At 55.7% G+C, this 15,226-nt stretch carries 10 protein-coding genes; all 10 read right to left on the bottom strand.

The genetic code is table 11. From position 1 onward, the window contains the following. Nucleotides 1–2: 2 nt before the first annotated feature. The gene (locus FHS18_RS26335; RefSeq protein WP_183603364.1) at nucleotides 3–992 is read right to left on the bottom strand and encodes an ABC transporter ATP-binding protein; all 990 of its coding nucleotides are present in this window, start codon (nucleotides 990–992) and stop codon (nucleotides 3–5) included. Further along, nucleotides 989–1,921, bottom strand: coding sequence for an ABC transporter permease (locus FHS18_RS26330; protein ID WP_183603363.1), 933 nt, complete (start codon nucleotides 1,919–1,921; stop codon nucleotides 989–991). The genes FHS18_RS26335 and FHS18_RS26330 overlap by 4 nt, the downstream gene beginning before the upstream one ends. Continuing rightward, nucleotides 1,918–2,889, bottom strand: coding sequence for an ABC transporter permease (locus tag FHS18_RS26325; RefSeq protein ID WP_183603362.1), 972 nt, complete (start codon nucleotides 2,887–2,889; stop codon nucleotides 1,918–1,920). Before FHS18_RS26325 ends, FHS18_RS26330 begins: the two co-directional genes overlap by 4 nt. 83 nt (nucleotides 2,890–2,972) lie before the next feature. After that, nucleotides 2,973–4,727, bottom strand: a complete 1,755-nt coding sequence (locus FHS18_RS26320) for an ABC transporter substrate-binding protein (protein WP_183603361.1) — start codon at nucleotides 4,725–4,727, stop codon at nucleotides 2,973–2,975. A gap of 727 nt (nucleotides 4,728–5,454) precedes the next feature. Continuing rightward, entirely contained in the window at nucleotides 5,455–10,863 is a 5,409-nt protein-coding gene (locus tag FHS18_RS26315; RefSeq protein ID WP_183603360.1) for a diguanylate cyclase, read from the bottom strand. A 414-nt stretch (nucleotides 10,864–11,277) separates the two neighbouring features. Further along, entirely contained in the window at nucleotides 11,278–11,520 is a 243-nt protein-coding gene (locus FHS18_RS26310) for a cold-shock protein (RefSeq protein WP_183603359.1), read from the bottom strand. A gap of 175 nt (nucleotides 11,521–11,695) precedes the next feature. Continuing rightward, on the bottom strand, nucleotides 11,696–11,896 hold the full coding sequence (locus FHS18_RS26305) for a cold-shock protein (RefSeq protein ID WP_183603358.1): 201 nt from the start codon (nucleotides 11,894–11,896) through the stop codon (nucleotides 11,696–11,698). 350 nt (nucleotides 11,897–12,246) lie between these two features. Then, nucleotides 12,247–13,254 carry an HD-GYP domain-containing protein gene (locus FHS18_RS26300; RefSeq protein ID WP_183603357.1) on the bottom strand — a complete coding sequence of 336 codons (1,008 nt, stop codon included), beginning with the start codon at nucleotides 13,252–13,254 and terminating at the stop codon, nucleotides 12,247–12,249. A gap of 98 nt (nucleotides 13,255–13,352) precedes the next feature. Then, nucleotides 13,353–14,387 carry a protein-glutamate methylesterase/protein-glutamine glutaminase gene (locus FHS18_RS26295; protein ID WP_183603356.1) on the bottom strand — a complete coding sequence of 345 codons (1,035 nt, stop codon included), beginning with the start codon at nucleotides 14,385–14,387 and terminating at the stop codon, nucleotides 13,353–13,355. Further along, nucleotides 14,384–15,211 (bottom strand): CheR family methyltransferase, encoded by an 828-nt coding sequence (locus FHS18_RS26290; protein WP_246427919.1) that lies wholly within the window; start codon nucleotides 15,209–15,211, stop codon nucleotides 14,384–14,386. Before FHS18_RS26290 ends, FHS18_RS26295 begins: the two co-directional genes overlap by 4 nt. Nucleotides 15,212–15,226 lie beyond the last annotated feature (15 nt).

The raw sequence follows: 15,226 nt of genomic DNA, 5'->3' as shown, positions 1-15,226 counted from the left end.
GCTTACGCCCCCTCTTTCGGAACTTCGTCCAGCCAGCATGCGGCGCGGTGTCCGCGTTCATCCGCCATAAGCGGCGGCTCTTCGCGCAGGCAGCGCTCCATCACATGCGGGCAGCGAGGATGGAACCGGCAGCCGGAAGGCAGTTCGTTAATGCTCGGGATGCTGCCTTTAATGGTATAGAGCTCTCCGCCCCGCTCGCCTTCGATCCCCGGGATGGAACGAAGCAATCCGATCGTATACGGATGACGCGGCTGCTCGAACACTTCGTCCACCGCTCCCTCTTCGACGATCGCGCCGGCGTACATAACTGCAATCCGGTCGGCGATCTCGGCCGCTACGCCCATGTCGTGCGTGATAAGCAGAATGGAGGTGTTCAGCTCGCGCTTGAGCTTCGCCAGCAGATCAAGGATCTGCGCTTGCACGGTAACGTCGAGCGCCGTGGTCGGCTCGTCGGCGATCAGCAATTCCGGGTCGCACGCCAACGCCATCGCAATAACGACGCGTTGGCACATCCCGCCGGACATCTCGTGCGGGTACTGCCGGGCACGAATCTCCGGGCTTGGAATGCCGACTAGCCGCAGCATCTCGACCGCTTTGTTCCAAGCGGCCTTGTCGCTCATATGCTTATGGATTCGGAGCGTCTCGGCGATCTGATCGCCGACCGAGAAGACCGGATTGAGCGCCGACATCGGATCCTGGAAGATCATCGACATCTTGCTGCCGCGGATTCGCATCATATCCGTCTGTTTCTTCGCAGCCAGATTATCGCCCTTGAACAACACCTCGCCGCTCTCGATGAAGCCGCCGGCATAGTCGATGAGCCGCATAATCGCAAGCGACGTGACGCTCTTGCCGCTGCCCGATTCGCCCACGATGCAGAGCGTCTGTCCTTCCTGGATGGCGAGCGAGACGCGGTCCGTCGCCTTCACGAAACCGCGCTCCGTATGGAAACCGGTGGTCAGATTGCGGACTTCAAGCAGATTCTGCGTCATTTGCCCAACCCCTTCCGCGGTTTGAACGCCTTCTTGCGCGGATCCAGCGCGTCGCGCAAGCCATCGCCAATGAAGTTAACCGAAAGCACGACAATCAGGATGCATAACCCCGGGTAGACCGCCTGGATCGGATCCACCAGCATGAACTCCCGCGAGTTCGACAGCATCAATCCCCAGCTCGTATCCGGCGGCTGAACGCCTAGGCCGAGGTACGACAACGCGGATTCGCTCAAGATTGCCCCGCCAACCATCAACGTCGCATTGACGATTATCGGAGCCGAAGCATTGCGCAGCAGGTGGCGGATGATGATGCCCCAATCGGATACCCCGATCGCGCGCGCCGCTTCGACGTATTGCATCTCGCGCAGCTGCAGGAAGGTGCCCCGCACGAGACGGGCAACGCCCATCCACCCGGTGAATCCGAGAATCAGAATCATGTACCAGAACTTCGATCCGAATATGGTCAGGATAAGAATATTCAAAAATAAGAGCGGAATCGCGTTCATCACATCGACGAAACGCATGAAGATCGTATCGACCCAACCTCCAAAATAGCCGGAGACCGCGCCGATGAATGTGCCAATGACGACAGCGACAATGGCAACGCTGAAGCCGACGAGCAGCGAGATCTGACTGCTGTAGATCAGACGGGAGAAAATATCGCGCCCGAGCTCATCCGTCCCCAAAAGATGGCCCTCGCTGCCGGCGGGCAAATTCGGGAACATCATATCGATCTGCGCGGGGTCGTACGGCGCAATCCATCTCGCGCCTACGGCGCTTAGGACGAATAGGGTTACAATGACCAATCCCGCCATCGCGAACGGATTGCGGGAGAACTTCTTCCACCCGGTCTTCCAGAGCCCCGGCGGACGTTCGCTGACCGCCCGCTTAACGCCTTTGACCGTAACTGGCGCTGCCGTATCACTCATGCGCTGGCACCCCCCTTACGCCCTAGCTTCACTCTCGGATCGACGACCGCGTACAGAATGTCCGCAATCAGGTTCCCGATAATAACGAAGAACGCAATCAGGATCGTAGTGGCCATCAGCACGGAGTATTCGCGCTGCGTAGCCATCTGAACGAACATTCGTCCCATGCCCGGCCAGTTGAACACGTTCTCGGTCAACGCGGCGCCCGCGACGAGAATCGGCAGGTCCAGCCCCAATACGGTAATGACCGGAATCAGCGCATTGCGAAGCGCATGGCGGAATACAACTCTTCTCTCTCCAAGACCTTTGGCTCGCGCGGTGCGGATATAATCCTGATCCAGCACCTCTAGCATGCTTGATCGCGCATATTTGACATAACCCGCCAGGAAGCCAAGCGTCAGCACCGATACAGGGAGCACCATATGCATAAGCAAATCTCCAATGTCGCCTTCTTTCCCCATCGACCACATGTCTGACAACGGCAGCAGGTCCCATTTGAGCGCGAACAGCTCCTGCAAAATGATGCCGAACCAGAAGGATGGCATAGCAAACCCGACATAGGCGATAAACGAAGCCGTCTGGTCGGAGAACCCATACTCTCTCGTACTGTTGTAAATCCCCCATGGGATTGCAATGATCAGGGACAGCAGCCAGGCGGCGCCCATCAGGATCATCGTATTGCCGACCGTCGGCCATATTAAGTCTCCGACAGGCAGATTGTTCTTGAAGGTATAGCCCAGATCGCCCCGCAGCAAATCACCCAGCCAATCAAAATACTGCACCGGCAGCGGACGGTCCAGACCGAGGTTAGCCGCTTGCCGCTCTGCCGCTTCCGGCGAAAGGTTCGGCGACAAGTAAATTTGCTTCGGACCGCCGGGAGCCGCATGAATGAGAATGAACGTGACGACCGTGATAAGCAGCATTACTAGAATCGATTGCAGCGTACGGCGGATCAGATACTCGGTCATTATGCTTCCTCCTTCTCAATATGAAAGGGGAAGGGCCTATGGGACCTTCCCCTCGGTCAGTTCATGATGATGGCTGTATACGATTATTCCGCGGCGATCCACCAGTTGATGGCATGGAAGAAGTAACCGTATGCGAGCGAGGATTCAGGACGATCTTCTTCCGCATACTTGATCGTCTTCTTATGCGCTTCCGGCAGACCGTATTGATAGAGGAACACGTAAGGAAGATCCGTCGAGATTTCTTTGCCGGCTTCGGCGTAGATTTCTTTGCGCTTCGCTTGATCCGCCGTCGAGTAACCGTCGATCCACAGCTTGTCGAGCTTCTCGTTCTTGTACCAGCCTACGTTCTGACCGGCAGGCGGGAAGTACGCGGAGGAGAAGATGCTCTCGTTGCTGGACGGATCCGGGCTGTTCAGCGACCAGGAGAGCAGAATCGCTTCGAATTTGCCCGGCGTAACGTTCTGATCGATCCATGCCGCGAAGTCGATCGCCTTCGTCTTCACTTCGATGCCTACATCCTTCAGGTTCTGTTGAATGACGGCAGCGACTTGCTCGCGTCGGCTGTTGCCGGCGTTGTACTGCAGCTCGAAGGAGAACTTCACGCCATCCTTCGCCAAGATCCCGTCGGAGCCTGCCACCCAACCGTCTTCGGCGAGGAGCGCTTTGGCTTTCTCGGCGTCATAGTTGTATGCCGTCGCCGCGTCACCCGGGTCAGCCCACGTGCCTGGCAGGAATGGCGCGTTAAGCGGCGTGCCCGTTCCTTTGAGAATATTGTCGACCATGCCTTGGCGGTTGATCGCATAAGCGACCGCTTGACGCGTCTTCATTCCTTTGAACGGCGATACTTTGCTCGCGAAGTTATCGTCCTTGAAGTTGAATGCCAAGTATTCGTACTGCGGCCCTGGCGCGAGAATGACATTGAGGCCTTCATTCGCCTTGACCGTCTCGAGCATCGGCAGCGGCACGGCTTGCGTCAGGTCAACGTCGCCTTTGATAAGCGCCTGGATTTCCGTGTTCTGGTCCGCGTAGATTTTGTACGTAATCTTCTGGATATGCGGCTTCTTCGAGCCCCAGTAGTTCGGATCGGCATCAAGCGTAATGTATTGGCCGTTCTTCCACTCCGTCCATTTCCAAGGACCGTTCGTAACCGTCTTGGCCGGGTCGGAACCGTACGGGTTCTTCTGCAGCTCCGGAAGCGGCACGTCCTTCAGCACATGCGCAGGGGCGATAGCTACCGGAAGCGAGTACAGGAACGGCGAGTAGATTTGTTTCAGCTTGATCGCGACGGTCTGCGCGTCGATCTTCGTCATCGTGTCGATCTTGTCGTAGCTGCTGATGCCCGGGGAAGCGGACTCAGGATTGCGAATCGTATCAAAAGTGAAGATCACGTCGTCCGCCGTTACCGGCGTGCCGTCGTTCCACTTCGCTTCGACTTTCAATTTGATGGTGTACGTCAGGCCATCTTCGCTGACGGCAGGCAGTTCCGCTGCCAAGGACCACGGCTCGGCCACAATGTCGCCGCCGCGATTGTAATCGTACAAGTTCGCATAGAGGAATGAGCCGATATCGCCGGATGCGGTATCGGAAACGTAGATCGGGTTGACCGATATAATATCCGAGAATGAACTGATCACGAGGTTACCGCCGTCTACAGGCGTATTGGGGTCAGGCGCGGTGGTGTCTTCCGTAGTTGGCGTGTTCGTTGTCGTGTTCGCTGGCTCCGTGGTGTTCGTCGTCGTGTTGCCGCCGTTATTGTTGTTTCCGCTGCAACCGGCCAGCAACGTTCCGGCAAGTGCCATGATCGTCAAGCAAATGGTCACCTTGTTCGGCTTCTTCATCGTCCCACTCCCTCTACTGTCTCATTAGTTTGAATAGAAAGACTTTTCAAAACATAACTCAACTTCCAGTAACGACCGTGCCAGACATGTCACTCACTCGCACTTATATGTAATTATATCTAACACCCAGATCCCCTAGCACCTCCACGGATTTTAATAAATATGATTATTACATTAAAAATTATAAATAGATAGTGAAATTTTTACAATATCCTTATTAAAAAATGTTATTTTCATCTGAATACGTTAAATATATTAACATTTAACGACGTTTAATATCTCGAAAAACCCGAACATTAAATCCCCCATTCTTCCAATTATGTTAGTGTATTTCGTGAAAGCGCTTTATTTAAAAGATGGATTATGGGATGCTGCTGTCACATTTCCGAATATGGGCACAATCGAAGTCAATCGTTGGCGAAAGTTGAAGAAATGTCGAATCAGCTTGATATATCTCGCTTTTGGCTAGTACATAATCCCTAGGAGCAACTAGACTTCCGCACCTCCCTGCCTGATGGGGACCGAGGCGCAATCCGAATTCTCGGCAGACATGCCTTAAACCTGACACACATCTCCCTATTACGCCATCGTTTCGACCGCTAATATGTATTTATTGGTAATTAATGTATTTCAATCTTGTTATTACCCCAAATCCCGGAAGCCGAAACAGGCCGTTCCTTCGCGAGGACAAAGAAAAGACGCTGTCATCAGGCAGCGTCTTCAACGGTTACTTGTTCGGCTTGCTGCCCAGCGCTGCGGCAACCAAGTCCCCCAGCTTGTGAAAATAGTTAAAGTCCTTATAGCCGTACTCCTTGGCCCTGATCGGGGAGGAGAGATAGAGCACGCCTTGCGCTTGTCCGGATCGGAGAAGCGGTACCAGCATGACCGAATGCCAGACCGGTTCTTCGCTCGCCGCATGCTCATACGACAACTCCCAGTCGATCAAATAAACGCCGGTCTGCGTCCTTCTGACTTGATCCGCTAGCGCCCGGTTATACTTCGGCCGCTCCAGCCAACCGTCCTTATCCCGACTCCGAGCATAGACGCGCTCACTCTGCTCGCGCTCTTCTCCGCTGCCGATCACGACCAGACTCATATCGGCTTCGAGAATGTCCATTATCCGGCCGAGCATGCGGTAGATCGTCTCCTCCAAGTTGAGCGGTTCATTCAGCAGCTGAATAAACTCGAGCAAGGCGAGCACATTGCGCTGATCCACGGCGAGGTTGCCGGTAACGATACCCGCAAGCTTATCGACCCGCTTCACCGCCGTCCGCATCGATTGATCCCAGATGCTGACCCGGTTCCGCCCGCTCTCCTTCGCATGATACAGCGCCTGGTCGGCACGCTCCTTCAGCTCCTCCCAGTGCATGCCTTGCGCCGGGTAGGACGCCGCTCCGACACTGACCGTAAGCGGGGCTGCCGATCCCAGCAGCTTCGCCTCCTCCACATTCGCCCGAATCCGCTGCGCTACTTCCAGCGCTTCGTCCGCTGTCGTATCGGGGAGCAGGAAGATAAACTCTTCTCCGCCGTAGCGGCAGCATATATCATCTTCCCGCACGCTTTCGCGGAACAGCCTGCCGACCTCGCGCAGAATATCGTCGCCGCGCTTATGGCCGTAATTATCGTTCACGCTCTTGAACCGGTCGATATCCGACAACAGAACGGCAAAGTTTCTCCCGTCCCTTATACTCGCTTCCACCAAGTTCTTCTGTACGGTCTCGAAATATTTGCGGGTATACGTACCGGTCAGCTTATCGATCGACGAAACGATCTGAAGCTTATCGTTCTCAATCGACAAGAGCCCCATCTGCGCCAACTGGCGCACCTGCGTATAGCTCTGCTGTTGGAAGCGGTGAAGGACCGAATGGGACTGCAGATAGAGGTATCCCCGCGGCGCAGCCGCATGATTCTCCCGCCTATCCCATTGCATATTATGCTCCCTCCGGCCCTGGCCGTAGATCGGCACGCACATCACGGCCCGAATACCTTGCGGCAGTCGAACCCCCGTATAACCGAGCTGCTCACCGAATAACGTTGCGGCGTAGAAGCCGCGCTGCTGCTCCTTGGCGATCTCCATCATATGTTCCTGCGGCATCGCCTCCGCGCCCACCAGCTTATAGCTGGCGCCATCTTCATTCGGGATGAGGAAACAGCCGCCGTCCGCTTGCGTCAACTCGCAAGCGGTCTCTATGATCGCCCGCAGATTCCGCTCATAACGGTCGCTCTGGCTGCTGAGCAGCCAACCGATCGCGGCCATATCGCGGCGGGTCCGCTCGGCGGCATCCTCTCTGGACTCGGCCCACACCGCTTCCTTCAGTCCGGCGAAATAATCCCGTTCGCCCATCGTCCCGCTTGAAACCGGCAACTGTTGCGGTGATCGTTCTGCCCCATCATCGCCTTCCTTCATCCGGCCCGCAATCCGAAGCAGCCGCTCGCGCGGCCAATACCGTCCATGCGCTTGGAGGAAGGAAGGCCGCAACGGCTCCGGCACCTTCTCCGTCAGCTGATACAATTCATCTAATCCCAGCACGTAACTTGCGCGCGCCTGCTCCAGTTCGCCCAGCGATTCATAGATAACGCCAAGGGCCATCCGCGCTTTCCACGCGATGGATTCCGCGTACGCCTCTTTGCAGCCCGCTATCGCCTGTTCTAGCTTGGCCATGCCGAGCGGCCCGCTCTCGTACCTGCCCTCGAGCCAAAGCAATTCCGCTTCTAATCGCGTGGAGCTTGCCCGAACCGAGAGGCCGGCGCTTTCCGCCAACAGCGTCCCTGCTTCCGCCGGCTTGCCGAGATCCAGCAGCAACTCTGCGCAATGATGGAGGAAGTAACGGAACATTCGCACATACTTGCTCCCGCGCAAAGTCTGCAGCAACTGCTCCAGCTGCCCCCATTCGATCTGCCGGTCGCGCTGCGAAGCCGCCAGAAACATCAGCAGCGTGCAGTACATTTTCTCCGTTTCATGATACTCCCGGCACTCCCGCAACCCTTCGGCCGCGGAGGACAACGCCTTATCGAAGTCCCCCATCTCATAGTAGAAATAAGCAGAGCGCTCATGGAATTCCGGCATCACCCAAGACGAATCCGGCCCCTGGCTGCTCGTCAGTTCCGCCGATCGCTGCAAGTATTTGTACGCCTTCTGATAGTCGCTAAGCTGCGTATAGAGGTGAAGGCCGCTGATGGACAGCCCTATCATCCGCAGCGTGAAATCATATTCGACCGCCAACGTCTCCGCCAGCTTCAAATATTCGAGCGCCTCGCCGTACTTATCCTCGCTTACGCTAATCTCCAGCAGATTGCTGTAATGGGTAACCGCATGCGGCGAGCCGGAACGCAGCGCCCCCTCGAGGGCCGACTCGAAGTACTGCCGGGCGAGCGCCAGATCGTCGTGGTGCAACACCGCGATAACGCCCAAATTCGTCAACGTATTCGCATAATCCTCGAGCTTGTCCAAGGATCGGAACAGCTCTACGCTCGTCAGGAAGGACTCCTCGGCCTCCCGGTACTTGGTCTGATGCATGAAGAAAATGCCCCTGGCTTTGAACAGCTTGGCCATCTGCTCCGGATAGCGCGCTTCATCCTCGGGGGTTATCCGCTCCTCGAGACTGGCGAGCCGCTCTTGATACGTCTTGGCATCGGCTACACGGATGTAGAGCGACACCGCCTCCAAGAGCCCTTTCTTATAATCGGCGGCCAGCGACAGCTCGATCGCGCTCGTCAGCAGCGTCTCGATCGGCAGCCGTTCGTTCCTACGCAAATACAGATCGGCCATCAGACATTTGATATCGACCTCCATGCCGATGTCCGCAAGTTCCAGCGCGAACCGCAGCGATTGCTCGAAGCGCTCCAGCGCGCGGTCATTGTCGCCTTGGCCGAGATACACCACTCCCATCAGATGCAAGGCGCGCATCCTGGCGGCTGTATCGCCCAGTTCCTCCGCCACCCAGAGTCCCGTCTGCAGATAAAGGAGCGCCTGTTCCCGCATGTAATAGTTCAGGAAGTAATCGACCACTTCGAAAATAAGCGCAAGCGCGGCGGCATAATCCCGCAGCTGCAGCAGATGATGCAGACGCTCCAGGCGGATCTTGTTGTCGCCCTCATAGACAGGATGTCCGAGCTCCTCCGCGCATCGCCGGTGAAGGACCGTTCTGCGCGAAGCAGGCAGACGATTGTAGACGGCTTTCTTCACGAGGTTCGAATGAAATCCGAAGCAATCGCCATATTCCGCGTCATGTCGCTCAATCAGTTGCAGCGATAACAGCTCTTGCAACCCGCAAGAGGTGTGAGAGCTATCGTTCAATCGTTCGAGCAAGGGCAGCGGCACGTCCCCTTGGAAGACGGCTATGACATCCAGCAGCTCCGCCCCCGCGTGGCCAAGCAATGCAACCTGCTTCATGATGGCGTCATCCACGCTGAGCGGCAGCGGCAGCACCGAATAATCGCCCCGGCTGTCGAAGTCGGTGCTCCATCGGCCGAAATCGTTCACGTACAGCTTCTTCTCCATGTGGAGCGCAAGCAGTATATGTTTAATGAAGGCCGGATTCCCTTGGCTCTCCTGATAGATCCGCTGCGTGAACTTGGGCGCCGCACGGTCCATTCCGAGCAGCGATTTGATCATTAGCCCGGTTTCTTCCTCACTGAACCGTCTCAAGCGGACTAGTTCGGCCATACCGGCGGTCTGCCAGCGCCTGAAGTAGTACAGCGATTCGCTTGCGTCCGCTTGTACGTCATGATCGCGGTAAGCAAACACGAGGAATAACGGAAGGGAGGCCATCTGGCTCATCACATAATCGAGCCATTCAAGCGTCGGGGGGTCCAGCAGATGCGCGTCATCAATAAGGAAAAGCGCCCGCTTGCCGCCCAGCATATCTTTCAGAAAGTGGGTTAATCTGATCCGAAGGCGAATCCGCTCCTTGTCGCCTGCCAGCGACGCACTCGGCTGGAAGCCTTGCAGCTTCGGTTCGTCCGGGATCAGCTTCACGAGCTCGGCGCCATATTGCTCTAGCATTGTCGCAGACGCCTGCTGGGTCAATTGCCGCAAGATCGGCACGATCGCGGCGTAGGACAGCCCGTCGGTCTCCGCGTTCCCGCTCTTGAAGATCAGCGTCCGTTCCAGAAGCAGGTGCGCGCTAAGCTCCTCGAGCATCCGACTCTTCCCGATCCCCGCTTCCCCCGTGATCAGCGCTGCCCTTGGCTGCAGCTGTCCGCACCATGCCCGTTCGAGGCTCGCCATCAGCTGCACCTGCTGGTCCTGTTCACCAATCAGGGGAAACCGGTTAACGAAGCGTTCCGCGTACTCTGTCCGAACGAGCGGGTAGTGTGTCCCCATGGCGGCATTAATGGCTTGCACCACTTCATACAGCTGCGCATAGCGGTCCTCCGGATCTTCCTCGGTCAGTTTACGGGCAATGTCGAGCAGAGCAACCATCTGCAATGCGCGCTCAGCGCCGCTCCGCAGCCATCCTGCCTTCTCCTTCTCCAGCCGCTGCGCCACGTCGGCGCTTCCCCGGCTGTCCGGAACCAACATGTGCAAGAGCAGCACGCCTAGCGCGAAATAATCCGTCTTCACGTTATCGGTGTAAGAGATGTACCATTCCGGCGCGCGATTGAGACTGTGTATTCCCCTCTTGGGATACAGCGCCTTCTCCAGCACCTCCGTCAGGACAACGCCTTGGAATTTCACGACCTCCCCCTCATCCGACGGCTGCACGACCAAGTCGTCCGCATCGATATGGCCATGGATATAGCCGCGGCCATGCAAGTAGGTCAGCATATGGCAGACTTGGATAAACAGCGGCACGACTTGCGCCGGGTCGTTGCCTTCCATCGCTTGCAGCAACGGTGTCCCCGTCACATATTCATAAGCGCAGAAGTAAAGTTCCTCAGGCGGAGAAGCCCCGTCGATTACATTCACCGCGCCGAAATCGTACAGCTGCGGAATTCCAGGATACCGGAGCGAGGAAAGCCCGAGCAGATCTTGGTAAAGCTGCCCGATCCGCATCGGCAGCAAATGGGGAGCGATCACCCGGAGGAGCACGCGGCGTTCCTCCTGTTCCAGGTCCGTTGCTAGGAAGAGTGTTTCGGCCACGTCTGCGGGGACGCTCTGCAGGTTAGCATATCGATTGTTAATGGCTTGCATCCGCACTCACCTCGAATACTGCGCAATAATGGGGGAAACGGTCATCGCCTTACATCAGCGGCAAGAACACGTTTGATGTTTAGCATTTCTGATGCCAAGCGGCATTGGTAAAAAGGACGCTCTCTAGCGCGAAACGGCCGAGCTATCCATAGGGACGGCTCACGTCTCGTTCCGGAGAAATAGAAGCTTACGTATAAGCGCGAACCTTATACGTAAACTTCTATTTCCGTAAGCGCGTTAAGACAGACAAACGAATCCAATAAGTAAGTAAATGCCATTATACCATGCCTGTCCGTGAAACAAAAAAACCGGCCGCCGGCTGCAATAGGCGACAAGCGCTCGGAGCAAACAAAAAAAGCCCAGCCTGAGCGTTCAGACCGGACTTCGTATGGTTCGCAATATGTCAATCGCGCCTTAGCTCAGCTGATGCGTAGAGTCCTGCACCGCTGCCGGTTTCTTCCCGGGGCTCGTATTGACCAATACGGGCAAATTCTTCATATCACTTCTCATCGGGGACTGACACTGCGGACAAGTCGGCTCTGCCGCAAACGCAAAATCATCCCTCATCCAGCCATTACAGCTTTCGCTGGTGCAAGCCCAGATGGCGGTATCCTGCATCGGTACTTCTTCGACAAGTTTCTTCCGTGAATAATACATCGAACGAACCCTCCTTAGTCGAATTCATGGGCAAGGCGAGAAGAAGCGGCGAAAGAAACGATACTCTTGTGTAGGAGCAGTTATCTTACGCATGGATACAAGTGGCGTGAGAGGTCAAAAAGAAACTGCCCTCAACTCGCGTCAAGGGCAGTGTTCGGTTCGCAGTAAGGAATTACTACAGTTTTACAACGTTCTCGGCTTGTGGACCACGGTTGCCTTGAACAACGTTGAACTCAACGCGTTGGCCTTCGTCGAGGGTTTTGAAACCTTCGCCTGTGATTGCGCTGAAGTGAACGAATACATCGTTGCCGCCTTCAACTTCGATGAAACCGAAGCCTTTCTCTGCGTTGAACCATTTCACTGTACCTTGTTGCATTGTTGATTACCTCCACTTGTTAAATGTTATACATGACCATTCTATTTTCTGTTAAAAAATAAAATTCACATATTGGACAAGGTTATTCGTACAAAATAATAACCTTCTACAATATGCGAATCAGGTCAAAATTTCGATTACTGCTATCGTAGCATAGTTGGCGGTTTTTCGCAATGAATTTCCAGACCAGGATGTATGCAGAATTCCCCGATCTTACGATCGCGAGCGCAAGCCAATCCATTTGCTGAATGCGCATCCCCAATCCTTCGATTGCGAACGCAAACCGAACCGTTTTGCTGAATGCCGCATTCCCAATCTTACGATTGTGAACGCAAGCCAGTCAGTAGTTCTCAAACCATTTCCCTGATGTTTAATTCTTGTTCCAGCCGCAGGTCGATCAGTACGCCGTATCGACTGACAAGAGGTTGTAAAGGAGCACTTGAACTGACATATACAATTTTACCCGGGGAACCGTCATTTAATACCACCGATTTGCCAATATGAAGCTCCATGATGTGTTTGATGAACAAATTCAAGATATTCCGTTGGAAACTTCCGAGCTTCCCCTCCCACATCAGCGTCATCACTTCATAGTAAGGGAGCGCCGCTTTGTACACCCGATTGGAAGTCATCGCATGGAAAACATCGGCGACCGCGACGATCTTGCTGAACAGATGAATCTGCTCCGCTCTGACCCCATCGGGATACCCGGTGCCATCCTCACGCTCATGATGCTGCAGCGCCACAAGCGCAATCACTTCATCGACCGCTTCGTCCTTCAGCAGCCGGTAGCCGATCTTGGCATGCTCTTTCATCGCATCGAACTCTTCGGCCGTCAACCGCCCCGGCTTCAAGAGGATCTCCGAGGCGACGAGCGACTTGCCGATATCATGAACCGACGCCGACATCGACAGGCGAATTAATTCCTGCCCCCGGATGCCCAGCCAACGGCCGATCATGGAAGCGATTACGCCAACGGCAAAAGTATGGCGGTACGTGTACTCGTCTTTATCGTGCAGGAAGCGGAGCATGTCCAGCAAATTCGCATGCCGGCTCGTCAGATCCATCACCTTCGGCAGGACGCGGTCCTTGACCCAATCGATCGGCAAGCTGCCTTCGGCCTGTACCTTGCCGAAGATCTCCTTGATCTCCATGACGGCCTCGAGAATCTGCGTCTCATCCGCAAGCTTCAGATCGGTCACGTCGTCGGTTCCGAGCGTAATGCCGTTGGCTCGAAGCAGATCGGCATGCTTCGCTTTCAGTACGGTTCCTGAAGGCAGCAGAAGCGTTCCCTTGCTCGTAAATATGTCTCTGCGTACCCGGTAACCGATAAAAGCATGCTGATCCGAGTGTGCCATCGCAATCCCTTCCTTTGTCCTTATCCATAACCTTCATATAGCCTGCCCAGGAAGAGCTGCGACTAAGCGCACCATCCCAAGCAAGCCCCGTTGAACGGTTATACATATAATCGTATCAAATCATACATCTGCGGGAGAGCCGCCTGCTGATCTGCAAGACCTGCCTCGAAGACCACCTTCGGCATCCCATATACGATGCAGGAACATTCCGCCTCGACCAGCACATGTCCCTTATTGGCCTTCACGTCTTGGCACCCTTCTAATCCATCGTTGCCCATCCCGGTCAGTACGGCCGTAAGCAGCCGGTCTCCGTAGTGCACAGCGGCAGAGGCTAGCGTCACGTCGACGGAAGGTTTGTACAGCTTATCGCTCTCGGACTCCAGATGGAGAACATAGCGGCCGATTCCCGCTTTCGCAATGACCGTCTGGAAACCAGCAGGCGCGATATAGATGATGCCCGGCTTCACCACATCCCCTTCCTCCGCTTCCTTAACGCTCAGCTGGCAAAAGCCGTCGAACCGGTCGGCTAGCGGCTTCGTAAAGCCGGGCGGCATATGCTGCACGACGATTACGGCAGCCGAAAAGTCCGCCGGAAACCGGGGGAGAATCGTCTGCAGCGCGGAGGGTCCTCCCGTCGACGTGCCGATGACGACCAGGTCGATGCTGCCGGATTTGACAGACGGCACTGGCTTCGGCGGCAGGCTTACCGGCTTCATCTCGGCATTGGGCAGCCGTGCGGATGCCGCCGCCTTCACCCGCTGCAAGAACTCCCGGATATGGTCCGGCGACACCGGGTCCTGCAGCAGCGTCGACTTCAAGAAGAAGTCGACGGCACCCAGCTCCAGCGCCCGGAGCGAAGCGACCGTACCTTCGCCCGTCTGCGTCGACAGCATCACGACGGGACACGGGGTACGCAGCATGATTTGCTCCAGCGCCGCGATGCCGTCCACCTCGGGCATTTCGATATCCATCGTAATGACGTCGGGCTTGAACCGGGCGGCCTTCTCTACGGCCTCTTCGCCATTACGCGCGATGCCGACGACATAGAATTGAGGATCCTGCTCGAACAACAAACCGATTGCCCGGCGCATGAAGGCCGAGTCGTCGACGATAAGCACTCCGTATTGTTTCATAGGACGCCCCTTGCCTTGCGGTAATAGAATGTATTCGAACGGTTGATCGCCGTAAAATCCAGCTCTTGGCCGCGGATCGTCTCCGCATGGCCGAGGAACAAGTAACCGCCGTCATGCAGTTGACCATAGAAGCTGTGCAGCACGCGCGCAATCGTCGCCGCATCGAAGTAGATTAATACATTCCTGCAGAATAGCATGTCCATGAAAGGCAGCCTCTGAATCGAACCGGCATCCAGGAGATTAAGCTGATAGAAGTGAACCCGCTCCCGGATTCTTGCCTGAATCTGATACCAATCGTCCTCAAGCGTAAAATAACGGTTCTTGAGCACCTCCGGCGTGCGCCGGAAACAAAGCGAGTTGCGGTGATAGCGGCCGCGCTTCGCGTTCTCGAGCACCTTGCTGTTAATATCGGAAGCATGGACGGTAATGCGATGAAGCGGTATGCCCGCAGCGTCGAAAGCCATGACCATGCTGTACGGTTCCTCCCCCGTCGAGCAAGCCGCGCTCCATATATGGAGATGCGGTTTCACGGCGAGCGCTTCGCGCGCCAGCTCCACAAGCTCCTGCAGTTGCTGCTCCTCTCGGAAAAAATACGTCTCGTTGATCGTCACCGCGATGACGAACTTCTCCCATTCCGCCGCATGCCGATCCTTCAACAGTTCGGTATATTCCCATAGGGATATCCCCAACTCCTGCAGCCTGCCTTCGACCTTGGAAGCGAGCATGGGGAGATTGTCCAAATAATTCATGCCGCAGTGCGCATACACCATTTGCGCCAGCTGCTTCAACCGAGTATCTTGATGCTCATTCAGTTCAATCGCCATTGTTCTCCTCCACAG

Origin of the sequence: Paenibacillus phyllosphaerae (genome assembly GCF_014192105.1) — a bacterium.
Taxonomy (GTDB): Bacteria; Bacillota; Bacilli; order Paenibacillales; family Paenibacillaceae; genus Paenibacillus_Z; species Paenibacillus_Z phyllosphaerae.
Note: the sequence above shows the minus strand (reverse complement) of the source record. Positions and strands in the feature narration are given on the sequence as shown.

Coding starts and splice junctions, on each gene's coding strand:
- FHS18_RS26335 (WP_183603364.1), bottom strand. CDS start 992: ATGACGCAGAATCTGCTTGAAGTCCGCAATCTGACCACCGGTTTCCAT.
- FHS18_RS26330 (WP_183603363.1), bottom strand. CDS start 1,921: ATGAGTGATACGGCAGCGCCAGTTACGGTCAAAGGCGTTAAGCGGGCG.
- FHS18_RS26325 (WP_183603362.1), bottom strand. CDS start 2,889: ATGACCGAGTATCTGATCCGCCGTACGCTGCAATCGATTCTAGTAATG.
- FHS18_RS26320 (WP_183603361.1), bottom strand. CDS start 4,727: ATGAAGAAGCCGAACAAGGTGACCATTTGCTTGACGATCATGGCACTT.
- FHS18_RS26315 (WP_183603360.1), bottom strand. CDS start 10,863: ATGCAAGCCATTAACAATCGATATGCTAACCTGCAGAGCGTCCCCGCA.
- FHS18_RS26310 (WP_183603359.1), bottom strand. CDS start 11,520: ATGTATTATTCACGGAAGAAACTTGTCGAAGAAGTACCGATGCAGGAT.
- FHS18_RS26305 (WP_183603358.1), bottom strand. CDS start 11,896: ATGCAACAAGGTACAGTGAAATGGTTCAACGCAGAGAAAGGCTTCGGT.
- FHS18_RS26300 (WP_183603357.1), bottom strand. CDS start 13,254: ATGGCACACTCGGATCAGCATGCTTTTATCGGTTACCGGGTACGCAGA.
- FHS18_RS26295 (WP_183603356.1), bottom strand. CDS start 14,387: ATGAAACAATACGGAGTGCTTATCGTCGACGACTCGGCCTTCATGCGC.
- FHS18_RS26290 (WP_246427919.1), bottom strand. CDS start 15,211: ATGGCGATTGAACTGAATGAGCATCAAGATACTCGGTTGAAGCAGCTG.